Below are 24,296 nucleotides of genomic sequence, written 5' to 3' on the forward strand. Positions count from 1 at the left end.
CAACCGTATGGCTTGGGCGCAGGGCGGCGGGGTCCTGATGGTGGTGCGGTTCCTCCCGCTCCTCCCTGCGGATCCTCCCTACGAGTCCTCTCTGCGAAAGCCGAACGCATGTGTATCTGGCGGCCGTTGACCCCCGCCCCGCCCCTCGCCCACACCGCCCAGAAGGGAACCACCGCATGACCCCCGGCACCCCCGGCACCCCCTGCGCCCGCATCCCCGTCATCGACCTCTCCCCCTGGTCGGCACCTGACGAGTCCGCCCGGCAGCGTCTCGCCGACGACGTCGACCAGGCCCTCCGGACCACCGGGTTCCTCCTGGTGACCGGCCACGGCATCGCCCCCGGCCTGCCCGGCCGCCTACGCGCCGCCGCGCGGGACTTCTTCCACCTGCCCCCGGCCGTCAAGGAGCGCTACGCCGGGCAGACCGGCCGCCGCGGCTGGCTCGGCAGGGAGCAGACGGCCGTCGGCCGCTCCGAGGGCACCCCCACCCCGCCCGACCTCCTGGAGGTCTGGTCGGTGTGCGCCGCCGACTCCACCGAGCGCCCCGGCCGCACGGAGCGCCGCCCCCACCACTGGCCCGCCGAAGTCCCTTGCCTGCAGCCGCTGGTGACCGAGTACACCGACCGCATGCGCGACCTGGCCGACACCGTCCTTGAGGTCATGGCGACCGCCCTGCGCGAACCCGCCGACTTCTTCACCCGCCACACCACGCGCCCCCAGTGGGACTTCACCCTCAACTGGTACCCGGCGGCCCACGAGACGGGCCCGGCGGCCCCCGGCCAGTTCCGCATCGGCCCGCACACCGACTTCGGCCTCCTCACGCTCCTCGACCGGCAGACCGGCAGGGGCGGCCTCCAGGTCCACGACGAGGAGAGCGGCTGGCTGGACGCGCCCTGGGAGCCCGGCGCCATCACCCTCAACATCGGTGATCTGATGGCCCGTTGGAGCGGCGACCGCTGGCGCTCGGGCCGCCACCGCGTCCTGCCCCCGCCCGCCGACGCCCCGCGCGAGGAGCTCACCTCGCTGGTGTACTTCCACTCCTGCGCGCCCGACACCTCCGTGGAGTCACTGCCGGCACCGATCGGCCGCCGCGCCCACACTCCCGTACGCGCGGGCGTCTACCTCCAGAGCAAGATGCGGTCCATCTACACCACCGGATGAACCCTCCTCGGGGTCGAAGGGCCGCACGTCCGGCTCCGGCAGGAGCCCGGGCGTGAGGACTTCGCGCGGCGGCGTCGAGGTCGTACGGGAAGATCGACGTCGTGCGCCGCCGCGCGCCCGTCCGCTCGTCGGGGAGTGCGGAGCCGAGTACGCTGCCCGTCAGGCGCCCCGGTATCACGGCCTCGGCGGGACAGGAGAGCGGTGATCAGTGACGGCATGGCCGGCGTCCTTCGGTCGCTGCGCCTAGGCGAGGCCGAGCGCCTGGCCGAAGATGCCGCGCGGGCCCTCGACGCGGCGGGGTTCGCGGTGTCCCTGCTCGTCGGCAACGGCCGCATCGCGGAACCGATCTGGTGTCATCCGGAAGTGAGCGCCCGTGTCGAAGAGCTCCAGTTCACACTGGGTGAAGGGCCGGGCCCCGATGCCGTCCGCACCGGTGTGCCCGTCCTGGAACCGGACCTGGCGAAGGTGCGGGCCGAGCGCTGGCCCGCCTTCCTGCCCGCTGCCCGTGACCTCGGCGTGGAAGGCGTGTGCTGCTTTCCGCTGGGGATCGGCGCGATCCGCCTCGGCGTGCTGACCGTGCTCTGCTCAGGGCCGCTCGGCCTCTCCCGGCAGCAGTACGACGACGCCGCGGCGCTGACCGCCTCGCTCACCGGCGTCTTCCTCAAGGGCGACCGGGACCCCGCGCCGAACGGCGACCCGGACGCCGGCCTCACCACGCTCATCGGGCAGCCGAAGGAGCTGGGACGGGCCGTGGTGCACCAGGCGACCGGCATGGTCAGCGTGCAGCTCGGCGTGACGCTCGCGGAGGCACTTGTGCGGCTTCGCGCCTATGCGTACGCGAGTGAGAAGACACTGAGTTCCGTGGCGAAGGACGTGGTCGCCAGGAGACTCCGGTTCAGCGACGAAATGAACGGGCCGTACCCGGCAGACGGTGGAAAGGGATGATCGACATGGCCCGCGAACAGCGTCTGGCCCAGGTCTTCGTGGAAGTGGCGGACACGCTGCTCGACGACTTCGACGTGCTGGACCTGCTGCAACGGTTGACGGCCCGCTGCGTCGAGCTGCTCGGCGTCTCGGCCGCCGGGATCATGCTCGCCGACATCAACGACGAGCTGCAGATCATGGCGGCCTCCGACGAGCGGTCCCGCCTCCTGGAACTGCTCGCGCTCCAGCACGACCAGGGTCCCTGCGTCGAGTGCTACAGCACCGGCCGGGCCAGGACCAACATCGACCTGACCACGCTCCAGGCGATGGAGAGCTGGCCCCGCTTCACCGCGCGGGCCCGCGATACGGGGTACGTCACCACGCACGCGATCCCGCTGCGGCTGCGCAGGCGGGTCGTGGGCGCGCTGAACCTCTTCCAGACCGCCGACCGGCCCCTGCAGGAGGACGATCTCGCGCTCGCCCAGGCACTCGCCGACGTGGCCACCATCGCGATCCTGCAGCAGCGCACCCTGGAGCAGGCCCACCTGGAGAACACCCAGCTCCAGGCGGCGCTGAACAGCCGGGTGGTGGTCGAGCAGGTCAAGGGCATCCTCGCCGAGCGCTGGCGCACGACGCCGGACGACGCGTTCAACGCCTTCCGCTGCTACACCCGCGCCCACCGCCTGCGCCTGACGGAGCTGGCCGCGCGGGTCATCGACGGCAGCTTCGACACGTCGGCCATTCCCGCGCCGGAGCCCCGCGCCCACCGCTGAGCCGCCGCTTCCCCGCGGCTCGGCGGCGGCACGCTTCCCGCTCTCCCTCGCGGTTCAGTGGTGGAACCCGGACCTCTCCGGCGCCCCCGTCGGCCCGCCGGCCAGGCGCTCCACGCACGCCCGCAGGTCCCTGGCGAGCAACATGATCTTGTCGTGGCCGATGCCGTGCCGGACCAGGGCCCGCTGGACCACGGTCTCGTGGCGCTCCGGCGGCAGCGGGTAGGCGGGCACCTGCCAGCCGCGGGTGCGCAGCTGCTCGGTCAGGTCGTAGAGCGTGAAGCCCGACGCGGCCGTGGGGTCGGTGAGGGTCCAGGAGACGGCGGGCAGCGCGCCGCGGCCGTCGTGGAGCAGGGTGAAGGGGCCCATCCCCGCGATCTCGTCGGCCAGCGCGCGGGCGCTGGCCGCGCACGCCTCGTACACCTTGCGGTAGCCCTCGCGGCCCAGACGCAGGAGCGTGTAGTACTGCGCGACGATCTCGCCGCCGGGGCGGGAGAAGTTGAGGGCGAAGGTGGGCATGTCGCCGCCGAGGTAGTCGACGTGGAAGACCAGGTCCTCGGGGAGGTGGTCGGCCGAGCGCCAGACGATCCAGCCGACGCCGAGCGGGGCCATGCCGTACTTGTGGCCCGACGCGTTGACGGACACGACCCTCTTCACGCGGAAGTCCCAGGCCAGTTCCGGCTGGAGGAAGGGCGCGACGAAGCCGCCGCTGGCCGCGTCCACGTGGATCGGCACGTCCAGGCCGGTGTCCGCCTGGATCGCGTCGAGCGCGGCGGCGATCTCGGCGACGGGCTCGTAGTCGCAGGTGAAGGTGACACCGAGGATCGCGACCACGCCGATGGTGTTCTCGTCGACGTGGTCGCGCAGTTGGTGCGGGCGCAGCCCGGTGGCGCCGGGCTCCAGGGGGACCTGGCGCAGCTCCACGTCGAAGTAGCGGGCGAACTTCTCCCAGCACACCTGGACCGGACCGCAGACGAGGTTGGGCCGGTCCGCCGGCTTGCCCGCCGCCCTGCGGGCCTCGCGCCAGCGCCACTTCAGGGCGAGGCCGCCGAGCATGCCCGCCTCGCTCGATCCCGTGGTGGAGCAGCCCACGGTGGTCTCCTGCTCCGGGGAGTTCCACAGGTCGGCGAGCATGTGCACGCAGCGGGACTCGATCTCCGCGGTCTGCGGGTACTCGTCCTTGTCGATCATGTTCTTGTCCAGGCACACGTCCATCAGGTGGTGCACCTCGGGCTCGGCCCAGGTCGTGCAGAACGTGGCGAGGTTCTGCGAGGAGTTGCCGTCCAGGGCCAGCTCGTCCGTGACCATCGCGGCCACCGCGCGCGGGTCGGAGCCGTGCTCCGGGATCCTCAGCGCGGGCAGCCGCCGCGCGCTGATCGGTGTGCTGTAGATGTCCTCGTACGCCTGACGGGTCTCGGTCGACACCTTGTGCAGCCCCACGATGACGGTCCTTTCGCCTCAAAACGGACACGGGCGGATGACTCCACCTTGCACCATGGGCCGTCCGCGCGGGCTGTCATCGATCCATCACAAAGCGGACGTAACCTCGCGTACGTGACTCGCGTACTGCTCATCGAGGACGACCCCGCCGTGCAGCAGGGCGTCACCCTTGCCCTGCGCCGCCGCGGCCACGAGGTCGAGGCCGCCGCCAGCGGGGAGTCCGGACTCTTCGCCCTGGAGCGGTTCCGCCCCGACCTCGTGCTGCTCGACCTGATGCTGCCCGGCATGAGCGGCCTGGAGGTGTGCCGCCGCATCCGCGAGACCCGGCAGCTCCCGATCATCATCCTCTCCGCGCGCGGGGACGACATCGACATGGTCGTCGGCCTGGAGGCGGGCGCCGACGACTACGTGGTCAAACCCGCCAGCGGCGAGGTCCTCGAAGCGCGCATGAAGGCGGTGCTGCGGCGCGTCGTGCCGCGCGAGGGGCCGGACGAGGGCGCGGACGCCGCGGGCGGCGGACCCGAGGCGCACGGCGCGCTCACCGTCGACCGGGTGGCGCTGCGGGTCACCAAGGACGGCCGCGAGGTCGTGCTCGCGCCCAGCGAGTTGAAGCTGCTGCTGTTCCTGTGCGCCACGCCCGGCCAGGTCTTCAGCCGCCAGCAGCTCCTCGAACAGGTCTGGGAGCACAGCTTCTACGGAGACGCCCGCCTGGTCGACGCGTGCGTGATGCGGCTGCGCGGCAAGCTGGAGGACGATCCGCGCCGCCCCGTGTACGTCCAGACGGTCCGCGGCTTCGGCTACCGCTTCGGACCGCTGTGAGGCGGCTCGTGCCGCGGCCGCGCGGTGGGCTGCGGACGCGGCTGCTCGTGGCGTTCCTGGTCGTCTCCGCGATCAGCGCCCTGATCACCGCCGCGCTCACCTTCCGCCAGGCCCGCACCGCCATCCTGGACCGCACCCAGGAGTCCGCCGTGCACGACCTGCGCGCCCAGCTCGACTCCCTCGCGCCCGACGTGCCGTTCCCGCCCACCACACGGACCCTGCGCGACCTCGCCCTGCAGCTCGACCGCGCGGGCGGCTCACGGGGCTGGCGGGCCTCCGTCACGTACGAGGACGGGCCGCCGGTCACCGCCGAGGGCGCCGCTTCCGGGGCGGCGTCCGGGGCCCCGGAGATCCCGGCGGCGCTGCGCGAGGCCGTCCGCGACGAGAACGCCGCCGTCCACCAGCGCCTGGAGCGGGGCGGCGAACCGTGGCTCGCGATCGGGGTGCCGCTCGACTTCGACGGCGGGGAGTCCGGCGGCGAAGAGTCCGACGGCGGGGAGTCCGGCGGCGGGGAGTCCGGCGGCGGGGAGTCCGGCGGCGGGAAGCTCGACGGCGGGGAGCGGAAACAGCCGCGCGCCTCGGGGCTCGCCGCGTACGTCACCTTCTCCCTCAAGGACGACAAGGCCGACATCGCCGCCCTGGTCACCGCCGCCGAGGCGGGCGCCGTGCCCGCGCTCGCCCTCGCCGTCGTGCCCGCGCTCTTCGCCGCCCGCCGCGTCCTGCGCCCGGTCCGGCGGCTGCGCACCGCCGCCGAACAGCTCTCCTCCGGCGCCCTCGACACCCGGCTCGACGTCCGCGGGCACGACGAACTCGCCGATCTGAGCCGGACGTTCAACACCATGGCGGGCGCCCTGGAGAAGGACGACGCCGAACTGCGCCGCATGGAGGCCAACGCCCGCCGCTTCGCCGCCGACGTCTCGCACGAACTGCGCACGCCGCTGGCCGCGATGACCGCCGTGACGGAGGTACTCGACGAGGACGCGGGATCGGGCGCGCTGCCGCCCGAGACGGCCGACGCGGTACGCCTGATCAGCGGCGAGACCCGCAAACTCGCGCGCATGGTCGAGGACTTGATGGAGATCTCCCGCTTCGACGCGGGCGCGGCCGCACTCCACGTCGACGGCGTCGACGTGGCGGAGGCCGTCCGCAAGACGCTCCAGCTGCGCGGCTGGCAGACCCGCGTCGAGGCCGAGCTCCCCGACGGACTGCGGGCGTCGCTCGACCCGCGCCGCTTCGACGTGATCGTCGCCAACCTGGTCGGCAACGCGCTGCGGCACGGGGGCGAGCCGGTGCTCGTACGCGCGTACGCGGATGACGCGTCCGGCGGCGAGGAGGCCCTCGTCGTCGAGGTGCGCGACCGCGGGCCCGGCATCCCCGCCGACGTCCTGCCGCACGTCTTCGACCGCTTCTACAAGGCCGACGCGGCCCGCACCCGCTCCCCCGGCAGCGGCCTGGGCCTGGCGATCGCCATGGAGAACGTACGCCTGCACCACGGCACGCTGACCGCCGCCAACTCCCCCGACCAAGGCGCGGTGTTCACGCTCTCCGTGCCGCTGGACCAGCCCACGGAGGACGCGTGAAGAGACCGCACCGGGTGGCGCTCGCGCCGCTGCTCCTCCTCGCCGCCGCCCTCACCGGCTGCGGGATCTCCGCCACGGGCCCCGAGCGGGCGGGCGCGGCGGCGACCGGAGCGGTGCCGCCGGGCACGCGCGCGTACGACGCGCGCCTGGACTTCCTCGGCCCCTGGGGCATGCAGTTCGTGTCCCGCAGGTCCCAGTCCCCCGTCGGCCCCCAGCAGGCCGTCGACCTGCTGCTCGCGGGCCCCACCACGGCGGAGCGGGAGCGCGGCCTCGCCACCCTGGTCCCCGAGGCGCTGCGCGGGCGGGTGACGGCCGTGCCCGCGCGCGGGGCGGTCGACCTCCATCTCCCCGTCCCCGTGGCGCAGTTGGAGCACACGGCCGTCAGCCAGCTGGCCTGCACCGCGGCCAACGCCGCGGAGATCCCCGGCGGCAGGGCGCCCGCCGACGTCGTCGTACGCGTCCATGAACCGGAGGCCGGGGACACGACGTGGGACCTGCGCTGCGACGCCAGCGGCAACGCCTATCCGGCGGGCTGATCCGACCGCGGCCCCACGCACCGTTCCCCTGACAGGTCCGTGCTGTCACCATGCGGAGGCACAGGGTGTCGGGGAGTCGCCCTCAGTGGGGGGCGGGGCGGGAGACGCACATGGCAGAGGTGTTCCTGCGGCGGCTGAGCCGCTGGCAGGCCGAGCAGCAGCGCGAGGCCGTCGCCAATCTCTACAGGGAGGCCCGTCGCGGCCCGGCCGGCGCCGAGTACCGCGACCGGCAGGATTTTCTGCGGAGCTTCGAACACGACGTCCAGCAGCCCGACTTCGACATGGTCGTCGCCGACGCGGCGGGCCTCGTCGGCTGCCTCTACGGCTACCGTGCCGCGCGCACCGGCGAGTGGTGGGCGGGGTTCCACGGCATGCTGCCCGCCGAGATCGAGGAACAGACCGCGTCGGGGCGGGTGTTCCTGCTGAGCGAGCTCATGGTGGTGCCCGCCGAGCGCGACACGGAGCTCGCCACGCGCCTGCGGACACTGCTGCTCACCCGGCACACCTCCGACGTCGTCGTCACCGTCATCGAGCGGGACGACGACGAGGGGCGTGAGGTGCTGCGGGCCTGGGACTGGACGAAGCTGGGCGAGTTCGACCCGGGCCGTGAGGGCTGGCTGCGCCCGCCGTCACCACTGCCGTGAGACTCAGCCGGATCAGCGGTTGCCCTGCCGGCGCGCCTGCGCCTTCTGCTGCATGCCTCTGGTCTTCGCGGAGATCGACTCCACGGGGCGCTCGGCCCGCTTGGCGCGGGCCTCGGCCGCGGCGTTCCTGGCCTGCTGTGACTGCTCTCGCGGGTTGTGGGACTGCTTGGCCATGACCGGCTCTCCTCCTCGCGTGGGAGCGAACCCCACCACTCTCCCCCGCCCCCGCGGGATCGGCATCCGGAAGGGCCGTCGGACAGGGGCGTCGGAGAGGGGCACGGACCGGCGTCAGACCCGGCTCGCCTTGAGGGAGTACATGAGCGGGATGCGCGGCCGGTCCGCGGGGAACTGGTAGGTGCCGTCGCGGAGTTCGAGCGCGCCGAAGCGCTGGAAGAGGGTCTGGTCGCGCTCGCGCAGGAAGTCGATGCGCAGCCCCGCGGCGGCGAGCGCGGAGACGACGTCGCCGACGGGGTGCTGCCACTCGACGCTGCGGTTGTGGACGGTGGGCGTGGTGGTGTCCGCGTACCCGCCGGGGGTCTCGTCGATCCAGGCGTCGCGCGTGAAGTAGTCGTGCTCGACGCGGGAGCCCGTGGCGTCGTCCAGGATGTCGGTGAGCGGGTGGAACTCGTTGAGGTAGAGGAAGCCGCCGGGCGCGACGAGCGAGGCGGCGGTCTCGGCCCACCGCTCGATGTCGGGCAGCCAGCCGAGCGCGCCCACCCCGGTGTAGACGATGTCGTACGAGGAGTCGGGCACCGCCTCTGCCGCGTCGTACACGTCGGCGGCGACGAAGGTGGCCTGCTCCCGGGTCAGACCCAGCTCCTCGGCGAGCTCGCGGGCCGCCTCGACGGCGGGCTCGGAGAAGTCGAGGCCGACCACGCGGGACGCGCCGTGCCGCGCCCAGGACAGGGTGTCGAGGCCGATGTGGCACTGCAGGTGCAGCAGGGACTTGTCCCGCACGTCGCCCACTTCCGTGAGCTCGTGGTCGCGCAGGGGGTCCTTGCCCGCGCGGAAGGCGGCGAGGTCGTAGTAGTCGCTGGCGAGGTGGAGGGGGACGCGTTCGTCCCAGCGCTTCCTGTTGGTCTCGCGCCAGTCGGCGGGCGTCGGGGAGTACATGGTCGAAAAGTTATCCACAGGCTGGGGACCCTCGCCAGCGGATTGTCGGCGGGTGCGGGCACTATGGGGGTCATGAGCGAGACGGGTGCCGAGAAGGCGACAGGGTCGGAGTCCATGCCTGAGTCCATGCCGGACTGGGAGAAGCGGTTCAGGGCGCCGCGGGTGTCGCTGCCGGACTGGGCGGAGGACGCCCCGCAGCGCTCCCTGTTCGTGTCGAACGCGACGGGGACGTACGAGTTGTACGCATGGGACAGGACGACCGGCGCCCAACGCCAGGTGACCGATCGGCCGAACGGCACGACGGACGGCGTGCTCTCGCCCGACGGCGAGTGGATCTGGTGGTTCAACGACAAGGACGGCGACGAGTTCGGCACCTGGCTGCGCCAGCCCTTCGGCGGCGGCGCGGACGAGCCCGCGGTGCCGGGCCTCGACGGCTCGTACCCCGCGGGCCTCGCCCTCGGCAGGGACGGCGGCACGGCGGTCGTCGGCCGCTCCACGGACGAGGAGGGATCGACGATCTACGTGGTGCGTCCGGGCGCCGCGGGCCCCGTCGAGGTGTACCGCCACCGGGAGTCGGCAGGCGTCGGCGACCTCAGTCACGACGGCACGCTGATCGCCGTGGAGCACACGGAGCACGGCGACGCGATGCACTCCGCGATCCGCGTCATCAGGACGGACGGCTCGGCGGTCGCCGAGCTCGACGACACCAAGGGCGGCACGGTCGAGCTCGGCCTCGAGGTCCTCGGCTTCGCGCCGGTCGAGGGGGACACGCGCCTGCTGGTGGGCCACCAGCGGCGCGGCCGCTGGGAGCCGATGGTGTGGGACGTGGCGTCCGGCGAGGAGGACGACCTCGTGCTCGGCCTGCCGGGCGACGTGAGCGCCGAGTGGTGCCCCGACGGCTCCGCGCTCCTGGTCGCGCACGGCTTCGAGGCCCGCGGCGAACTCTTCCGCTACGACCTCGCCTCGCGCGAACTGGTCCGCATCGACACGCCCGCGGGCTCGGTCTCGGGCGCGACGGCCCGGCCCGACGGCACCGTGGAGTACATGTGGTCGTCGGCGGCCGAGCCGCCGGTGGTCCGCTCGACGGCCGGCGGCGTGGTCCTCGACCCGCCCGGCATGAAGGCGCCGCGGTCCGTCCCGGTGGAGGACGTGTGGGTGGAGGGCCCCGGCGGCCGCATCCACGCCCTCGTCCAGCGCCCCGCGGGCTCATCGGGGCCGCTCCCCACCGTCTTCGAGGTGCACGGCGGGCCGACCTGGCACGACAGCGACTCCTTCGCGGCGGGCCCCGCGGCCTGGATCGACCACGGGTTCGCGGTCGTCCGGGTCAACTACCGCGGCTCCACGGGGTACGGCCGCGAGTGGACCGACGCCCTCAAGCACCGCGTCGGCCTCATCGAGCTGGAGGACATCGCGGCGGTGCGCCAGTGGGCGGTGACGTCGGGCCTCGCCGACCCCGACCGCCTGGTCCTCGCCGGCGGCTCCTGGGGCGGCTATCTCACCCTGCTCGGCCTCGGCACCGAGCCGGACGCGTGGGCGCTGGGCCTGGCCGCGGTCCCCGTCGCGGACTACGTGACGGCGTACCACGACGAGATGGAGGCCCTGAAGGCCATGGACCGCACCCTCTTCGGAGGCACCCCGGAGGAGGTCCCCGAGCGCTTCCACGCCTCGTCCCCGCTGACGTACGTGGACGAGGTCAAGGCCCCGGTCTACATCTCTGCGGGTGTGAACGACCCGCGCTGCCCGATCCGCCAGATCGACAACTACGTCGACCGCCTGGCCGCCCGCGGCGCCACCCACGAGGTGTACCGCTACGACGCGGGCCACGGCTCCCTGGTGGTCGACGAGCGCATCAAGCAGGTCGCCCTGGAGCTGGACTTCACGAAGCGCCACCTGCCGCCTGCGACGAGCTGAGCGGTTCGCCCCGCGCCCCGTGAGGGACGCGGGGGAGGCTGACCCGTGAGGGGCGCGGGGAACTGCGCGACAAGCCACGACGAACCCGCAGCCCACCGACCACCGCGGAAACCGGTACCCACCCCACGCCCAAGCCCTCCACAGGGGCCCCGTACCGTGGAGGTGTGTACCGGTTTCTGCTGACGCCCCGCTGGTGGGGAATCAACGTCTTCGTCGTGCTGGCGATCCCCTTCTGCATCTTCATGGGTTCCTGGCAGCTCGGCCGCTTCGAGGACCGCGTACAGGACCACGAGTCCGCGAAGGAGCAGGCCAAGGCGCAGAGCGAGCCGAGCCGCGCGGCGGATGCCCGCCCCCTCGACTCGCTGCTGCCCGTCGACAAGGAGACCTCGGGCGAGCAGGCCTCGGCCACGGGTCGGTACGGCACGCAGTTCCTCGTCCCCGACCGGCAGTTGGACGACAAGCGCGGCTTCTACGTCCTGACCCTGCTGCGCACCGACGACGGCAAGTCGCTGCCCGTGGTCCGCGGCTGGCTCCCCGGCGACGCGAGCGCCGCCAAGGCCCCGGCCGCGCCCAAGGGCGAGGTCACGGTGACGGGCGCCCTGCAGGCCCCGGAGAGCCCCGGCTCGAACGGGGTCAGCGCCGCGGGCGGCCTGCCCCAGGGCCAGCTGGGCGCGATCAGCTCGGCGTCACTGGTGAATCTCGTACGCGACGACCTGTACGACGCGTGGATCACCCTCGACAAGGCCGACTCCGGCATGAAGGCGGTCCCGGCCACCGCGCCGAACAACACCGGCCTCGACCTGAAGGCCTTCCAGAACCTCGGCTACACCGGCGAGTGGTTCGTCTTCGCGGCCTTCGTGCTCTTCATGTGGTTCCGCCTGTTCCGCCGAGAGCGGGAGTTCGCCCGCGACGCGGAGCTGGGTCTGCTTCCCGACGAGGCCCGTTGACGCTCCGCTTCGGACGTCTGCGGGCGCGTCGTGGCTGGTCGCGCCCCTGTCGGGGCGCGGCTGAACCCGTCGTCACGACGCCGGCAGGATCCCCGTGCGGTACACCGTCCCGGCGCACGCGTTGGTGATCGTCGCCCCCGCGGACGGCGCACCCGCCTCCGCGGTCAGGGACACCACGACGCTGCCCTCGGCCACGCCGCCGTCCTCGCGCTCCAGCTGGGGCTCCATGCCCTCGGGCGAGCCGCCGTCCGTGGCGCCGCTGCCGCCCTCCGAGGGCGTCGGGTTGGGCGTGGGCTCGCCGCCGTCCGAGGGGCACGCCTCCGACGGCACCCAGGCGAACCGCACCTCGTAGGCGGCGCCGGGCTGCAGGACCAGGGGGCTGGCCTCCTGCGACGGGTCGGGAAGGCCGGTCGCCGCGTCCCCCGCCGTGTGGTCGACCACGGTGACCTTCGCGGGGTCGGCCGCACCCTGCGGGGCGACGCTGACGGCGCCCGCGGCCTCGACGGTGCAGCTGGTGTCGGAGACGTTCGAGACACGGAAGGAGCCGTACACCTTGTTGTCGGCCTCGGCCGCGCCCGCGCTGCCGGTGGCGCTGAGCTGGGCCGCGTCGCAGACGGGCGACGAGACGGCCTCGGAGCTCGCGGGGTCGGGCGATCCCGTGCCGCCGCCGCCCGTGCCGCCCTTCTCCTCCTCCTTCTTGCCCTTGTCCTTCTTGTCCTTCTTGTCCTTGTCCTTGGACTTGTCGGGCTTCTTCTCGGGGTCCACGCCGCCGCTCTCGGGGTCCTTGCCCTGGCTCGAACCGCCCTGCGCGTCCTGGCTGTTGCCCGCGATCGAGGGCCGGTCGTTCGAGTCGCCCCGGGAGTTGGTGACGTGCACGAGCGCGGGGACGGCGGTGCCGATGAAGAGCGCCGCGGCCGCGAGGCCCACGACGGCCTGCCGCTTGCGGGCCCTGCGCGCGGGGACCGCCTGCCGCAGATGCTCCAGGGAGCGCTCGCTCGGCTCGATCTCCTGGACGGCCTGCCGCATCATCCGCCGCAGCGCGAGCTCGTCGGAGCCACTGTCCGGGCCGAGGTCGCCCTCAGAGCCGTGATTCACTTTTCCGTTCCCGCCATGCCGCTCATTTTCCTGCTCGTCACGCTTGCGCTCACTCATGCCGGCGCCTCCATGGCGACCCTGAGGGCCGCGATGCCGCGCGATCCGTACGCCTTCACCGAGCCCAGCGATATGCCCAGGGTCTCGGCGACCTGCGCCTCGGTCATGTCGGCGAAGTAGCGCAGCACGAGGACCTCGCGCTGGCGCCGCTGGAGGCCGCGCATCGCCTTGATCAGCTCGTCGCGCTCCAGCTGGTCGTACGCCCCCTCCTCCGCGCTGGCCATGTCGGGCATCGGCTTGGAGAGCAGCTTGAGCCCGAGGATGCGCCGGCGCAGCGCGGACCGCGAGAGGTTCACGACGGTCTGGCGCAGATAGGCCAGCGTCTTCTCGGGGTCCCGCACCCGCTTGCGCGCGGAGTGCACCCGGATGAAGGCCTCCTGCACGACGTCCTCGCAGGACGCCGTGTCGTCCAGGAGGAGCGCGGCGAGGCCGAGCAGCGACCGGTAGTGGGCGCGGTAGGTCTCGGTGAGATGGTCGACTGTGGTGCCCGCGGTCATCGTGTCGTCAGCGCCCTCGCGCTGCGTCGGGATGCGGGCGGGCCGCGCTGCGGGCATGGGTGCGATCACCGGCATGCCACCGGTCGCGCGGGGACGCCGGACAGGGCGCAGCACCGCTGCGCCTCTCGCCTGTACCGCTGTGAAGTCGAGTACCTCTGCCACGCCTGTTGGACACGCTTCCCCCCGTCAGGGTTGTACGCATCCGGCATCGCGTTTGCGGCATGCTGCGTGGGCACCGCTCGTGACGATGCATCAAATGCCCCCATGCGTACCAGCTCTTCCCCTATGCCCCATGTGTTCAGCGGCGCCCGGGCCACCCCTGAAGGGCGACCGCTAAAGACGCCCCCCGTCCCGCCGTCGGTTGCAGTGATCGGATGCGAATCTTCGAACGCGGAGATCCTCCGGTTCAAGCGCCACAGGCCACCGAGTTGGACACAGAACTTACACAGATCCCACAAAGATCTTCGCCCGGGGGTGGTCCATACCAATTGGCGGGCCAGGTCGGCAGGCCGAAGGACCGCCACCGGCCCGGCCGGCGGCGGTGTCGTCGTCGGAATCACCCGGCCGTGAACTCCGCGGCCACCAGCTCCGCGATCTGCGCCGTGTTCAGCGCGGCTCCCTTGCGCAGGTTGTCCCCGCACACGAAGAGCTCCAGGGCGGTCGGATCGTCGAGCGAACGCCGCACCCGCCCGACCCAGGTCGGATCCGTCCCCACCACGTCGGCGGGCGTGGGGAACTCCCCGGCGGCCGGATCGTCGAACAGCACGACGCCGGGCGCGGTGGCGAGGATCTCGCGCGCGCGGTCGACGGTGACCTCGTCCTCGAACCGCGCGTGCACGGTGAGGGAGTGCGTGGTGACGACGGGAACGCGTACGCAGGTGGCGGCGACGCGGAGCCCCGGCAGGCCGAGGATCTTCCGCGACTCGTCCCGGACCTTCATCTCCTCGGACGACCATCCGTCGTCCTTGAGGGACCCGGCCCAGGGCACCACGTTCAGCGCCACGGGCTCCGGGAAGGGCCCGGTGTCGTCGCCGACGGCGCGGCGTACGTCTCCGGGGCTGGTGCCGAGGTCGGATCCCGCGACGAGCTCCAGCTGCCGCCGCAGGGTGTCGACACCGTCGCGCCCGGCCCCACTGACGGCCTGGTACGACGACACGACCAGCTCGCGCAGCCCGAACTCGGCGTGCAGGGCGCCGATGGCCACGATCATCGAGAGCGTCGTGCAGTTGGGGTTGGCGACGATGCCGCGCGGCCGCACGCGCGCGGCGTGCGGATTGACCTCCGGCACGACGAGCGGGACGTCCGGGTCCATCCGGAAGGCGGCGGAGTTGTCGACCACGACGACGCCCTTGGAGGCGGCGACGGGGGCCCACTGCGCGGCCACGTCGTCGGGCACGTCGAACATGGCGACGTCGACGCCGTCGAAGACGTCCTCGCCCAGGGCGAGGACCTCGATCTCCTCCCCGCGCACGGCCAGCTTCCTGCCGGCCGAGCGCGGAGAGGCGACGAGTCGGATCTCGCCCCAGATGTCGGCGTGCTGCGACAGGATCTGGAGCATGACCGTGCCGACCGCCCCGGTCGCTCCGACGACCGCGAGCGTCGGCTTACGGCTCATCGGCCGGTGCCTCCATAGACCACGGCCTCGTCCGTGTCGGAGTCCAGGCCGAAGGCGGTGTGCACGGCACGCACGGCCTCGTTGACGTCGTCGGCGCGCGTGACGACCGAGATCCGGATCTCGGAGGTCGAGATGAGCTCGATGTTCACGCCGGCGTCGCTGAGCGCCTCGAAGAAGGTCGCGGTGACACCGGGGTTGGTCTTCATCCCGGCCCCGACGAGCGAGATCTTCGCGATCTGGTCGTCGTAACGCAGGGAGTCGAAGCCGACCGACTGCCGGGTCTTCTCCAGGGCGTCGATGGCCTTGCGGCCCTCGGCCTTGGGCAGCGTGAACGAGATGTCCGTCAGGCCGGTCGAGGCGGCCGACACGTTCTGCACGACCATGTCGATGTTGACCTCGGCGTCCGCGATGGCGCGGAAGATCGACGCGGCCTCGCCCGGCTTGTCGGGCACACCGACGACCGTGATCTTGGCCTCGGACGTGTCGTGCGCGACACCGGAGATGATGGCCTGCTCCACCGTGCGGTCCCCTTGCTTCGGCTCATTGCTGACCCACGTACCCTGCAGCCCGCTGAAGGACGAACGCACGTGGATCGGGATGTTGTAACGACGCGCGTACTCCACGCAGCGGTGGAGCAGCACCTTGGACCCGGAGCTGGCGAGCTCCAGCATGTCCTCGAACGAGATCCAGTCGATCTTCCGGGCCTTCTTGACGACCCGGGGGTCGGCGGTGAAGACACCGTCGACGTCCGTGTAGATCTCGCAGACCTCCGCGTCGAGGGCGGCGGCGAGGGCGACGGCGGTGGTGTCGGACCCACCACGCCCGAGCGTGGTGATGTTCTTCCCCTCCTGGCTCACGCCCTGGAACCCGGCGACGATGGCGATGTTGCCCTCGTCGATCGAGGCCCGGATGCGGCCGGGGGTCACATCGATGATCCGTGCTTTGTTGTGGACGGAGTCGGTGATGACACCGGCCTGGCTGCCCGTGAACGACTGGGCCTCGTGGCCCAGGTTTTTGATCGCCATGGCCAGCAACGCCATGGAGATCCGCTCACCGGCGGTCAGCAGCATGTCGAATTCGCGCCCGGCGGGAATCGGGGAAACCTGCCCGGCAAGATCGATCAACTCATCCGTCGTGTCACCCATGGCGGACACCACGACAACGACCTGATGGCCGTTCTTCTTGGCGTCGACAATCCTCTTGGCGACCCGCTTGATGCCCTCGGCATCGGCTACGGAGGAGCCTCCGTACTTCTGCACGACAAGGCTCACGTGCGCTCCTCGCTCAATCCGTTGTGCGGTCGGCTCAGTCTAACGAGCGGCCGAAATTCGCCTCGCCAATATCACATCGTGAGATGTCCCGCTCACGAGTTGATCACCCACGGGCATACGTCGCCGCTTCTCGGGACGTACGTTCCGGCCGCTCCGAACCGTCACATGCCCGCTTCGGAGCGGGACACTCCGGAAAGTGGGGCGGGTCACAGGCCTCCGGCCGGGATTCAGCCCGCGTAGTCCTTCAGCTTCTCGGTGTCGAGGGTGATGGCGACGGGGGCGGGGAGTTCGACCGTGGCGCCGTACGCGTGCGAGGAGGTATGCCGGCAGTCATCGTCGTGCGGGTCGCTGAACACGGTGAGTGTGTCGCTGTCCCGGTCGATGAGGAGGTAGAGGGGGATGCCGGCGCGGGCGTATCCGTGACGCTTCTCGTGGCGGTCGCGGCGGTCGGTGTCGCGATCGTAGGAGGTGACCTCAACGGCCATGAGGACGCCTCCTGGGTCTCCCCACTCGCCTTCCTGGTCCGCAAAGTGATCGAGCGGAGCCAGGGCGCCATCCGCCCGAGCCCGCCCCGCCCTGTAGGCCGGAACCTGCAACGCCTGGGGTGACGGAACCCTCAACTCCCCTTCTGGGCAGGTCGGTTGGGTTCATTTCACCCACTGACCAGACCCAGGGAAGAGCTCGGGTCCCGGGGCTCAAGCTCCGGGCTGAACTGCGGCGATGAAGGTGGCCCAGGCCGGGACGGAGACGGTGAGCTCGGGGCTTGCGGGGAGTTTTGAGTCGCGGATGTGGACGGCGACGGGCGGGAATCGGCGTCGGTTCAGGGCGAGTTCCAGGCAAGCGCCGCCTTCGGAGTCGCTGTAGCTCGACTTGAACCAGGTCAGGTGCTCGCTCACAGTTCCTCCGCCATCCGCTTGATGAAGAGGGACGACTCCTCGGTGCCGAGGGCCTCCATACGGATCATGCTAAGTCGCTCAGTGTGCGAACTCACCACCTCTGGCTCGGAAGTGAGCACGCTCGTCGACGGTCCCTCCGTAAATGCCAGCCGCTCACGGTCCCGGGTCTCCAGCAGCACCATCGGTCCCAGCAGGGCGGCTGAGATCGCTCGACCGAACGGCAGGACCTGCACCGAGATGTTGCTCCGGCGCCCCACATCAAGCAGACGGAGCAACTGCCCCTTGTCCACTTGGGGAACCCGCAGCACGGCCTCGTACACGACGAAGCTGATCGCTACCGGAGACGTACGAGTGAGGATTTCCTGACGCTCCAGCCTCGCAGCGACTCGCTGATCCACCGTCTCCTCATCGAGCGGCGGGCAGTGGGTCCCGATCAACGCCCTCGCGTAGGGCTCCGTCTGCAACAAACCAGGGACCAGCGCCACTTCGTACCACCACAGGCTGACTGCTTCACGCTCGTACACCATGAAGTCCTGAGCCCGCGCCGGAAACTTCTCCGCCTTCACGTACTCCTTGGCCGCACTCAGCAAGCCTTCCGCCCGGCACAGCTCATCCGCCGCATCCAAGACCCGAGCCGTGGGCATGCGCACACCCTGCTCCATGGCCTTGATGGTGTCCGGCGCGTAATTGGCGGCAGCCCCCAGTTCCTCACGCGTGACGTTCGCCTTCGTACGCCACCGCTTCAACTGGTTCCCGCTGTACCGCCACGTCGGGTTGTACTGAACGGACACAGCGCCCACCTCCGACCGATACACCCCGGCGTGTATCCCCTCAGTCACTACCGAGCGTAACCCCGCACTCCCCACTCTGTAGCCATGACGAACGCAATTCACTGGCCCGAGTGGGTCCCAGTGGCCGGGCACCAACTCCGGGTGTCCGGCGTCCACTTCGACGCGCTGCGCATTCAGGGCGTACGAGGGGAACAGGTCGCCGCCGACCTGATCGAGGCGACGGACGGTGACGCCGGACCCGTCATCTGCGAAGCGACCGGCTTCCGCTGGATGTACTTCCTGCTGGCCCCGGGCACCGCCAAGGACCACACCTGGCCGCTCGGCGTACAACGCTTCGGCGGGGCGGGGTGCCGCACGGTCACGTACATCGGCGTACCGGCGCTGAACGGCAACACGTGGCCGCTGCAGTGGTATTCGGAGCCCACGACTACGGCACCGTACGTGGACCCGGCCCAACTGCTCGCCGCGCACGAGGAGATCGCACGAGCGAGCACCCGAAGGGAACGCCACCTCTGACATCCAAGGTTCCGGCGCCGGAGCGTCCGGAGCACTGTGCTGTCGTCGCCGCGGCTGTGCGGTCGGCGCTCCACGGGAGAGCCCTCCCGCGTGACCCCTTCTTGCCAAGGAGGAGACATCAGTGAAAGCACTTCGCACCGTGATCGCTTCTGGAGCCGCTGCCGCGGCCGGAGCGGCGCTGCTCGCCGCTCCGGCGAGCGCCCAGGCCGCACCGCGTCAGGCCGCGCCGGCGGCGTGGGACTGCCCCAAGGGGTACGTCTGCCTCTGGACCAGTCAGGGAGGCAAGGGACAGCGCTGCTACACCGACATCAACATCAACCGGTGGATCACCGAGTCGTGCAACACCCGCAAGTTCAAGTCCTACCGCAACAACGGCAGGACGGGCAGCGGCATCCCCTCCGTCGCCTACCTCTACCCCGGGTACAACCACAGCGGGGCCTACCACTTCGCGTGGGCCGCCGGCACCAAGAGCGACTTCAACGGCGACGCGTGGCCAAGTGGCGTTTCTCTTAAGTCAGTTGCCTGGAAGTTCAGCTGACCGGTCCTGGAAGCAGCCTGCTCCCGGCACACGAAGGCCCTCGGCGCCCACTGGACGCCGAGGGCCCTGGTGCGGCGCCCTCTCGTACGTCCCGCACATCACGCTGCGTCGAGCGCCTCCGTGATCTTGCGGGTCATCTCCGTCATCGCGGGGGTCGGCTCGCCCTTGCGGCGGGCGCGGGCGCCCGTTTCGAGGGCCATCAGGACCGTGCCGCGGAAGTTGGCCGCCTCCGCCGGGGCCTGCTCGGCGAGCAGGGTCATGGCCTCCGTGAGGGCCGGAAGGACGCGGTCGGCCAGCTCCGCCACCGACTTGCCGCTCAGGTCGCCACCCTTGGGGAAGTCCGTGAGCACGTGGCCGACCAGGCCCGTCGCCGAGGCCAGCGCGATGCTGCCGTGCGTGGCGACCTTGTGCGGCGAGCCCGCGGCGTCGGCCGCGGCCAGCAGCGAGACGGCGCCGTACGCGGCGGCACGCAGGGTGGTCTTGTCCTGGTCGGCGAGGGCGGTGGTGGCAGTGGTCGCAGTCATGGTTGCGCGCTCCTTTTGATCGGCTCGATCGGCCGTGCCTGATCGGCTGTGCTCGATCGGCTGTGTTCTCGGTCCGCCGTGTTGGCGTGGCTTCACTGTGGCACAACAATGGCGCCACGTCGAGCCATTCATGGCGTCACGTCGTGGCGCCAACACGGCCGACATCCATGAAGTCACAGGTCAGATGGCTTCACGGTGCCACCGAAGACGCCAGAAACTTTCGCGTGAGTCACCCGAATTCAAGATGGTGCCACCGGTTCCACCTGCGCATTCATCAACCCCACCGCACTTCGGCGCCACAGACCACTCCCCGTGGTGCCATTCGTGTGCCATGATGGCGCCACCGCCGCACACGGAGTGCGTCAGACGGACATCAAAGGGGTGGGGTCATGGAGACAGCACAGAGCGGGCCGCAGGCCGCCCCGCCCGGCGCCTTCGGCGCCTTCGCGCGGTTCGTGCTCTGTGGGGGTGGGGTCGGGGTCGCTTCCAGCTTCGCCGTGGCGGGGCTGGGGTCCTGGATTCCCTGGGTGGTCGCCAACGCCCTCGTCACCGTGGTGTCCACCCTGCTCGCCACCGAGCTGCACGCCCGGTTCACCTTCGGCGCGGGCGGGCGCGCGACCGCGCGGCAGCATGCGCAGTCGGCCGGGTCCGCGGCCGCCGCGTACGTGGTGACCTGCCTGGCGATGGCCGTGCTGCAGATGTTCGTGGTCGCGCCCGGCGCCGTGCTCGAACAGGTCGTCTACCTGTCCGCCTCCGCGCTCGCCGGGGTCGCGCGGTTCGTCGTGCTGCGGCTCGTCGTCTTCGCGCGGAAGCGGTCGCAGGTCACCACCGCCACCGCGCCCGCCGTGCCCGCGGCGCTTCCCGCGCGGGCGGGAGTGGACACCGCCGCGCTCTGCCCCGCCGCCTGAGGCGGGTTCGGCCTACTTCACCGTCCGCAGCCCCAGCGGGCCCGCGATCTCCTCCGCCATCACCTTGCCGGCCTCCTCCGCGAGGAGGTCCTCCGTCAGGTCCTCGTCCGTGTCCAGGCCGTCGAGGTCCTCAAGGGGCTGGTTCAGGCGGACGTGCGCCACCAGGGACTGGAGGGCCCGGAGCGCCGCCGACGCCGTGCTTCCCCAGTTGGAGAAGTACGAGAACTGCCACCACCACAGGGCCTCGACCGTGCGGCCCGCGCGGTAGTGGGCCAGGCCGTGGGAGAGGTCCGCGACCACGTCCGCGAAGTCGTCCGAGATGCGGTGCGCCACCGGGGCCTTGCGGGGCTCGTACGGATCGAAGACCTCGGAGTAGACGTCCACCGGGTCCAGGAGCATCGCGAGGCGTTCGCGGAGGTCGTCCACGTCCGCCTCCGGGCCGAGGTCCGGCTCGTACCGCTCCTCGGGGACGATGTCCTCGTGCGCGCCCAGCCTGCCGCCGGCCAGGAGGAGTTGGGAGACCTCCAGGAGGAGGAAGGGGACCGCCGAGTCGGGCTCGTCGCCCTTGGCCACTTCCGTGACCGCGACGATGAAGCTCTCGATCTGGTCCGAGATCTGGACCGCGAAGTCGTTCGGGTCCTGGGCCGTGGAGTGGATCAGCTTGCCGCCCGGTTCGGATTCCGCCTGCGGTGCCTTCGGCTGCGGGTTGCTAGACATCTAGGAGTCGTCTCCCCTCGAAAGCGCGGCCCAGGGTGACCTCGTCCGCGTATTCCAGATCTCCCCCGACAGGGAGTCCGCTGGCCAGGCGGGTGACCTTCAGGCCCATGGGCTTGATCATGCGCGCGAGGTACGTCGCCGTGGCCTCGCCCTCCAGGTTCGGGTCCGTCGCCAGGATCAGTTCCGTGACCGTGCCGTCGGCCAGGCGCGCGAGGAGTTCCCGTATGCGCAGGTCGTCCGGCCCGACGCCCTCGATCGGGCTGATCGCGCCGCCCAGGACGTGGTACCGGCCCCGGAACTCGCGGGTCCGTTCGATGGCGACGACGTCCTTCGGCTCCTCCACCACGCAGATCACCGACGGGTCGCGGCGCGCGTCGCGGCAGATGTTGCAGAGCTCCTCCTGCGCGACGTTCCCACACGTCGCGCAGAAGCGGACCTTGTCCTTGACCTCCAGGAGCGCGTGCGCCAGGCGGCGCACGTCCGTGGGCTCGGCCTGCAGGACGTGGAAGGCGATCCGCTGCGCGCTCTTGGGACCGACGCCGGGCAGCCTGCCCAGCTCGTCGATGAGGTCCTGAACCACGCCTTCGTACACGGAACGCCTTCCTGGAAATGTGAAGTTCTGAGTCCCGAACTTCTGGAGTTCTGCAGAGGGTGTCGGGTCTCTGCCTACGGTAGTTGGCCGGGGGGTTTCTTAGAAGGGAAGGCCCGGCATGCCGCCGCCGCCCAGCCCCTGGGCCAGCGGGCCCAGCTTCTGCTGCTGCAGCGCCTGCGCGTTCTCGTTGGCCGCCTGGACCGCCGCGACGACCAGGTCCGCCAGCGTCTCCGTGTCCTCGGGGTCGACCGCCTTCGGGTCGATCACCAGGCCACGCAGCTCGCCGGAGCCGGTGACGGTCGCCTTGACGAGGCCGCCGCCCGCCTGGCCGTCGACCTCCGTGCGCGCCAGTTCCTCCTGCGCCGCCGCGAGGTCCTGCTGCATCTTCTGGGCCTGCTGGAGCAGCTGCTGCATGTTGGGCTGGCCACCACCGGGGATCACGATCAGCTCCTGGTTTCTCACGGGTGCGATGAGCTTGTTCAAGGGGCGGGGTATCCGCCTGGACCGAGCCTACGTGGTCGGGGGCGGCATCGCCCCAGCACTCTTTCGAGTGAGATCGGCCGTCCTCCTATACCTGATCAAGCACCTCTTCCGGGCGGAAAAGCCGTGAAAGCGGGCTCATGGCCACCCATTGGGCGGTAGGACTTGTGCTGCGCATCAGCATCGATCGTTTCAGCGCCGATCGTCACGTCAAGAGGGAGTGCCGGGTGAGCCAGCCGGAGATGCAGCCCGAGGGGGTGCCCCCCGAGGGGCAGGGTTCGGGGGCGGGTGCGCGGCTCGGCGATCTCACCGGGCGGGCCTTCCCCCTCGGCGACTGGGGCGAACCCGCCGAGCGGCTCGACGAGCTGTACCGGTGGGTGGAGCGCGGCGCCCTGAACACCGCCGAGTGGTACCTCGCCGACCGCGCCCTGAAGCGCCGGGGGGCGCGGCTGCTGCGGGTGGGCGCCGCGCTGGGCGCCGTGGGCGCGGGCGTGCTGCCGCTGCTCGATCTCGCCGGGGCCGTGGGAGACGTGGCCACCTGGGGGTTCGTGTCGCTGCTCGCCGGGGTGGCGTGCGTGGGGTGCGACCGGTTCTTCGGGCTCACGTCCGGGTGGATGCGGAACGTGGCCACCGCGCAGGCCGTGCAGCGGCGGTTGCAGGTGCTGCAGTTCGACTGGGCGTCGGAGAGTGTGCGGGAGGTTCTCGGGCCCACGGAGGGGACCGCGGGAGAGGCGGCCGAGCGGTGCCTCGGGGTGCTGCGGAAGTTCTCCGAGGACGTGACGGAGCTGGTGCGGGCGGAGACGTCGGACTGGATGGTGGAGTTTCGGGCGGGGCCCGTGCCGCTGGCGATGCAGGCCTTGGCGCCGGGGGGTGTGCGGGGGGAGGCCCCCGCTGCCCCCGGACGCTTTCCGTTGCCGCCGGGGGCCCGGCCGAACATGCCTCGGCAGCGGCCGCCGGAGCCTCGGTGAGGGTGCGGGGTGCCGGGGTGCTGCCTGGCCTACAACGATGGGTACGACGCCGGCCTCGACACCGGCATCGCCCACGCCCTCACCACGCCCCCCCCCCCGACGAGAAGGCCATGGCTTCACCGTCGGCCGAATAGCCGCAGGTCAGCTCCACCGGAATGAGCCCGGCAAAGTCAGGCCGCAGTCATCGCGCTGGCGCTGCGCACCGGTGTCGGCGGCGCCACCCGACATGGCGTCCAAGTGCCGTCAGCTGTAGATGATCATGGAGCCCTGCGCCAGGCTCCTCGTCGTGGCCGCGTGCAGGCCCAGCCAGACGTGACGTTCCCTGGCGAAGGGGCTCGTGTCCGGGGGCGGTGCCGCCGCCGGTTCTTCCAAGGAGGTGGGGGACGGCGGTGGGGCCGGGGCAAGAGGTGGGTTCGCCGGGTCTATGCCGATCGACGGGGCCACGAACTCCAGCTCGCGCAGGAGCGCCTGGGAGGAGCCCAGCGGGCCGCCGCCCGCCAGGAGTTCGTCGTTGGAGAGCGGTGCGGGGAAGTCGACGGGGACGTACGCGCCCGCGTGGTCGTAGTGCCAGACGAGGTGCGACTGCTGGGCCGTGGCGTCGAACATCTCCAGGAGCTGTTCGTAGTCTCCGCCCAGCTCGTCGACCGGCGTGACCTCCAGACCGCAGATCCGCAGGAGATAGGCGCGCCGCAGGAAGTGCAGGGCGTCGTAGTCGAAGCCCGCGACCGGGGCGACGTCGCCGGACAGGCCCGGCATGTAGGCGAAGACGGGGACGGGTGGCAGCCCGGCCTCGTGGAGCGCCTTGTCGTAGGCGGCGAGCTCTTCCGCGAAGGGGTTGTCCGCGCTGTGGCACAGCACGTCGACGAGCGGGACCAGCCATAGGTCGCAGGCCAAGAAGGACTCCTCGGGTCAGGTCGCACAAGGACAAGGGCACAAGGACATGGGCAGGGTCAGCGAACGGAGTCGCGTCGCTGTGCGTCGCCTCGC

The 24,296-nt window shown here is 71.4% G+C and carries 28 protein-coding genes; 13 read left to right on the plus strand and 15 right to left on the minus strand.

Annotated features, from left to right (window positions below; all coding sequences use genetic code 11):
- The first annotated feature begins 176 nt into the window (after positions 1–176).
- The 3 genes from ACZ4D5_RS09855 to ACZ4D5_RS09865 all read left to right on the plus strand — a co-directional run bounded on the left by ACZ4D5_RS09855 (position 177) and on the right by ACZ4D5_RS09865 (position 2,857).
- Positions 177–1,160: an isopenicillin N synthase family dioxygenase gene (locus tag ACZ4D5_RS09855; protein ID WP_467771832.1), complete on the plus strand. Its 984-nt coding sequence runs from the start codon at positions 177–179 to the stop codon at positions 1,158–1,160.
- A gap of 201 nt (positions 1,161–1,361) precedes the next feature.
- On the plus strand, positions 1,362–2,105 hold the full coding sequence (locus ACZ4D5_RS09860; protein ID WP_467771833.1) for an ANTAR domain-containing protein: 744 nt from the start codon (positions 1,362–1,364) through the stop codon (positions 2,103–2,105).
- Positions 2,102–2,857: a GAF domain-containing protein gene (locus tag ACZ4D5_RS09865; RefSeq protein ID WP_467771834.1), complete on the plus strand. Its 756-nt coding sequence runs from the start codon at positions 2,102–2,104 to the stop codon at positions 2,855–2,857. The genes ACZ4D5_RS09860 and ACZ4D5_RS09865 overlap by 4 nt, the downstream gene beginning before the upstream one ends.
- A gap of 54 nt (positions 2,858–2,911) precedes the next feature.
- Here the strand turns inward: ACZ4D5_RS09865 and ACZ4D5_RS09870 are convergent, their stop codons facing one another.
- The gene (locus ACZ4D5_RS09870; protein ID WP_467771835.1) at positions 2,912–4,294 is read right to left on the minus strand and encodes a glutamate decarboxylase; all 1,383 of its coding nucleotides are present in this window, start codon (positions 4,292–4,294) and stop codon (positions 2,912–2,914) included.
- 114 nt (positions 4,295–4,408) lie between these two features.
- On the opposite strand from ACZ4D5_RS09870, the gene ACZ4D5_RS09875 reads away from it, so the two are divergent.
- The 4 genes from ACZ4D5_RS09875 to ACZ4D5_RS09890 all read left to right on the plus strand — a co-directional run bounded on the left by ACZ4D5_RS09875 (position 4,409) and on the right by ACZ4D5_RS09890 (position 7,873).
- A complete protein-coding gene (locus ACZ4D5_RS09875; protein WP_467771836.1) occupies positions 4,409–5,113 on the plus strand; it encodes a response regulator in 705 nt (234 codons plus the stop codon).
- A gap of 8 nt (positions 5,114–5,121) precedes the next feature.
- Positions 5,122–6,693 carry a sensor histidine kinase gene (locus ACZ4D5_RS09880; RefSeq protein ID WP_467771837.1) on the plus strand — a complete coding sequence of 524 codons (1,572 nt, stop codon included), beginning with the start codon at positions 5,122–5,124 and terminating at the stop codon, positions 6,691–6,693.
- Positions 6,690–7,229, plus strand: a complete 540-nt coding sequence (locus ACZ4D5_RS09885) for a hypothetical protein (RefSeq protein ID WP_467771838.1) — start codon at positions 6,690–6,692, stop codon at positions 7,227–7,229. Before ACZ4D5_RS09880 ends, ACZ4D5_RS09885 begins: the two co-directional genes overlap by 4 nt.
- Positions 7,230–7,339: 110 nt before the next feature.
- Positions 7,340–7,873 (plus strand): GNAT family N-acetyltransferase, encoded by a 534-nt coding sequence (locus tag ACZ4D5_RS09890; RefSeq protein ID WP_467771839.1) that lies wholly within the window; start codon positions 7,340–7,342, stop codon positions 7,871–7,873.
- A 12-nt stretch (positions 7,874–7,885) separates the two neighbouring features.
- On the opposite strand, the gene ACZ4D5_RS09895 is transcribed toward ACZ4D5_RS09890, so the two are convergent.
- Both ACZ4D5_RS09895 and ACZ4D5_RS09900 read right to left on the minus strand, forming a co-directional pair.
- On the minus strand, positions 7,886–8,047 hold the full coding sequence (locus tag ACZ4D5_RS09895; RefSeq protein ID WP_467771840.1) for a hypothetical protein: 162 nt from the start codon (positions 8,045–8,047) through the stop codon (positions 7,886–7,888).
- A 114-nt stretch (positions 8,048–8,161) separates the two neighbouring features.
- Positions 8,162–8,986: a class I SAM-dependent methyltransferase gene (locus ACZ4D5_RS09900; protein ID WP_467771841.1), complete on the minus strand. Its 825-nt coding sequence runs from the start codon at positions 8,984–8,986 to the stop codon at positions 8,162–8,164.
- A gap of 72 nt (positions 8,987–9,058) precedes the next feature.
- On the opposite strand from ACZ4D5_RS09900, the gene ACZ4D5_RS09905 reads away from it, so the two are divergent.
- The gene (locus ACZ4D5_RS09905) at positions 9,059–10,897 is read left to right on the plus strand and encodes a S9 family peptidase (protein ID WP_467771842.1); all 1,839 of its coding nucleotides are present in this window, start codon (positions 9,059–9,061) and stop codon (positions 10,895–10,897) included.
- Between the two features lie 164 nt (positions 10,898–11,061).
- Positions 11,062–11,844, plus strand: a complete 783-nt coding sequence (locus ACZ4D5_RS09910) for an SURF1 family protein (protein ID WP_467771843.1) — start codon at positions 11,062–11,064, stop codon at positions 11,842–11,844.
- Between the two features lie 72 nt (positions 11,845–11,916).
- Here the strand turns inward: ACZ4D5_RS09910 and ACZ4D5_RS09915 are convergent, their stop codons facing one another.
- The 7 genes from ACZ4D5_RS09915 to ACZ4D5_RS09945 all read right to left on the minus strand — a co-directional run bounded on the left by ACZ4D5_RS09915 (position 11,917) and on the right by ACZ4D5_RS09945 (position 18,066).
- Positions 11,917–12,996, minus strand: coding sequence for a hypothetical protein (locus tag ACZ4D5_RS09915; RefSeq protein ID WP_467771844.1), 1,080 nt, complete (start codon positions 12,994–12,996; stop codon positions 11,917–11,919).
- Positions 12,993–13,655, minus strand: a complete 663-nt coding sequence (locus ACZ4D5_RS09920; protein ID WP_467771845.1) for a SigE family RNA polymerase sigma factor — start codon at positions 13,653–13,655, stop codon at positions 12,993–12,995. Before ACZ4D5_RS09920 ends, ACZ4D5_RS09915 begins: the two co-directional genes overlap by 4 nt.
- Before the next feature lie 394 nt (positions 13,656–14,049).
- Positions 14,050–15,108 carry an aspartate-semialdehyde dehydrogenase gene (locus ACZ4D5_RS09925; RefSeq protein WP_467771846.1) on the minus strand — a complete coding sequence of 353 codons (1,059 nt, stop codon included), beginning with the start codon at positions 15,106–15,108 and terminating at the stop codon, positions 14,050–14,052.
- On the minus strand, positions 15,105–16,379 hold the full coding sequence (locus ACZ4D5_RS09930; RefSeq protein WP_362329816.1) for an aspartate kinase: 1,275 nt from the start codon (positions 16,377–16,379) through the stop codon (positions 15,105–15,107). Before ACZ4D5_RS09930 ends, ACZ4D5_RS09925 begins: the two co-directional genes overlap by 4 nt.
- Positions 16,380–16,606: 227 nt before the next feature.
- The gene (locus ACZ4D5_RS09935; protein WP_467771847.1) at positions 16,607–16,999 is read right to left on the minus strand and encodes a Uma2 family endonuclease; all 393 of its coding nucleotides are present in this window, start codon (positions 16,997–16,999) and stop codon (positions 16,607–16,609) included.
- Between the two features lie 75 nt (positions 17,000–17,074).
- Positions 17,075–17,275, minus strand: coding sequence for a DUF397 domain-containing protein (locus ACZ4D5_RS09940; protein ID WP_467771848.1), 201 nt, complete (start codon positions 17,273–17,275; stop codon positions 17,075–17,077).
- The gene (locus ACZ4D5_RS09945) at positions 17,272–18,066 is read right to left on the minus strand and encodes a helix-turn-helix domain-containing protein (RefSeq protein WP_467771849.1); all 795 of its coding nucleotides are present in this window, start codon (positions 18,064–18,066) and stop codon (positions 17,272–17,274) included. The genes ACZ4D5_RS09940 and ACZ4D5_RS09945 overlap by 4 nt, the downstream gene beginning before the upstream one ends.
- Positions 18,067–18,150: 84 nt before the next feature.
- Between ACZ4D5_RS09945 and ACZ4D5_RS09950 the strand changes: the two genes are divergently transcribed.
- Both ACZ4D5_RS09950 and ACZ4D5_RS09955 read left to right on the plus strand, forming a co-directional pair.
- Entirely contained in the window at positions 18,151–18,582 is a 432-nt protein-coding gene (locus ACZ4D5_RS09950) for a hypothetical protein (RefSeq protein ID WP_467771850.1), read from the plus strand.
- 121 nt (positions 18,583–18,703) lie between these two features.
- A complete protein-coding gene (locus tag ACZ4D5_RS09955; protein WP_467771851.1) occupies positions 18,704–19,120 on the plus strand; it encodes a peptidase inhibitor family I36 protein in 417 nt (138 codons plus the stop codon).
- Between the two features lie 98 nt (positions 19,121–19,218).
- Here the strand turns inward: ACZ4D5_RS09955 and ACZ4D5_RS09960 are convergent, their stop codons facing one another.
- The gene (locus ACZ4D5_RS09960; RefSeq protein ID WP_467771852.1) at positions 19,219–19,644 is read right to left on the minus strand and encodes a hypothetical protein; all 426 of its coding nucleotides are present in this window, start codon (positions 19,642–19,644) and stop codon (positions 19,219–19,221) included.
- 389 nt (positions 19,645–20,033) lie between these two features.
- Between ACZ4D5_RS09960 and ACZ4D5_RS09965 the strand changes: the two genes are divergently transcribed.
- Positions 20,034–20,552 carry a GtrA domain-containing protein gene (locus tag ACZ4D5_RS09965; protein ID WP_467771853.1) on the plus strand — a complete coding sequence of 173 codons (519 nt, stop codon included), beginning with the start codon at positions 20,034–20,036 and terminating at the stop codon, positions 20,550–20,552.
- 12 nt (positions 20,553–20,564) lie between these two features.
- Here the strand turns inward: ACZ4D5_RS09965 and ACZ4D5_RS09970 are convergent, their stop codons facing one another.
- The 3 genes from ACZ4D5_RS09970 to ACZ4D5_RS09980 all read right to left on the minus strand — a co-directional run bounded on the left by ACZ4D5_RS09970 (position 20,565) and on the right by ACZ4D5_RS09980 (position 22,302).
- Positions 20,565–21,269 carry a DUF5063 domain-containing protein gene (locus ACZ4D5_RS09970; RefSeq protein ID WP_467771854.1) on the minus strand — a complete coding sequence of 235 codons (705 nt, stop codon included), beginning with the start codon at positions 21,267–21,269 and terminating at the stop codon, positions 20,565–20,567.
- Entirely contained in the window at positions 21,262–21,861 is a 600-nt protein-coding gene (gene recR / locus ACZ4D5_RS09975; protein ID WP_055699206.1) for a recombination mediator RecR, read from the minus strand. Before recR ends, ACZ4D5_RS09970 begins: the two co-directional genes overlap by 8 nt.
- Positions 21,862–21,960: 99 nt before the next feature.
- Positions 21,961–22,302 carry a YbaB/EbfC family nucleoid-associated protein gene (locus ACZ4D5_RS09980; RefSeq protein ID WP_362330415.1) on the minus strand — a complete coding sequence of 114 codons (342 nt, stop codon included), beginning with the start codon at positions 22,300–22,302 and terminating at the stop codon, positions 21,961–21,963.
- Positions 22,303–22,568: 266 nt separating this feature from the next.
- On the opposite strand from ACZ4D5_RS09980, the gene ACZ4D5_RS09985 reads away from it, so the two are divergent.
- Positions 22,569–23,309, plus strand: a complete 741-nt coding sequence (locus ACZ4D5_RS09985; RefSeq protein WP_467771855.1) for an SLATT domain-containing protein — start codon at positions 22,569–22,571, stop codon at positions 23,307–23,309.
- Positions 23,310–23,552: 243 nt separating this feature from the next.
- Here the strand turns inward: ACZ4D5_RS09985 and ACZ4D5_RS09990 are convergent, their stop codons facing one another.
- Positions 23,553–24,203, minus strand: a complete 651-nt coding sequence (locus ACZ4D5_RS09990) for a hypothetical protein (RefSeq protein WP_467771856.1) — start codon at positions 24,201–24,203, stop codon at positions 23,553–23,555.
- Between the last annotated feature and the right edge of the window lie 93 nt (positions 24,204–24,296).

The sequence above is a fragment of the Streptomyces sp. NPDC025651 genome (assembly GCF_055558735.1).

Excerpts from the sequence above, each read along its gene's own strand:
- ACZ4D5_RS09855 (WP_467771832.1), top strand. The coding sequence starts at position 177 with ATGACCCCCGGCACCCCCGGCACCCCCTGCGCCCGCATCCCCGTCATC.
- ACZ4D5_RS09865 (WP_467771834.1), top strand. The coding sequence starts at position 2,102 with ATGATCGACATGGCCCGCGAACAGCGTCTGGCCCAGGTCTTCGTGGAA.
- ACZ4D5_RS09890 (WP_467771839.1), top strand. The coding sequence starts at position 7,340 with ATGGCAGAGGTGTTCCTGCGGCGGCTGAGCCGCTGGCAGGCCGAGCAG.
- ACZ4D5_RS09895 (WP_467771840.1), bottom strand. The coding sequence starts at position 8,047 with ATGGCCAAGCAGTCCCACAACCCGCGAGAGCAGTCACAGCAGGCCAGG.
- ACZ4D5_RS09900 (WP_467771841.1), bottom strand. The coding sequence starts at position 8,986 with ATGTACTCCCCGACGCCCGCCGACTGGCGCGAGACCAACAGGAAGCGC.
- ACZ4D5_RS09905 (WP_467771842.1), top strand. The coding sequence starts at position 9,059 with ATGAGCGAGACGGGTGCCGAGAAGGCGACAGGGTCGGAGTCCATGCCT.
- ACZ4D5_RS09915 (WP_467771844.1), bottom strand. The coding sequence starts at position 12,996 with ATGAGTGAGCGCAAGCGTGACGAGCAGGAAAATGAGCGGCATGGCGGG.
- ACZ4D5_RS09925 (WP_467771846.1), bottom strand. The coding sequence starts at position 15,108 with ATGAGCCGTAAGCCGACGCTCGCGGTCGTCGGAGCGACCGGGGCGGTC.
- ACZ4D5_RS09950 (WP_467771850.1), top strand. The coding sequence starts at position 18,151 with ATGACGAACGCAATTCACTGGCCCGAGTGGGTCCCAGTGGCCGGGCAC.
- ACZ4D5_RS09960 (WP_467771852.1), bottom strand. The coding sequence starts at position 19,644 with ATGACTGCGACCACTGCCACCACCGCCCTCGCCGACCAGGACAAGACC.
- ACZ4D5_RS09965 (WP_467771853.1), top strand. The coding sequence starts at position 20,034 with ATGGAGACAGCACAGAGCGGGCCGCAGGCCGCCCCGCCCGGCGCCTTC.
- ACZ4D5_RS09970 (WP_467771854.1), bottom strand. The coding sequence starts at position 21,269 with ATGTCTAGCAACCCGCAGCCGAAGGCACCGCAGGCGGAATCCGAACCG.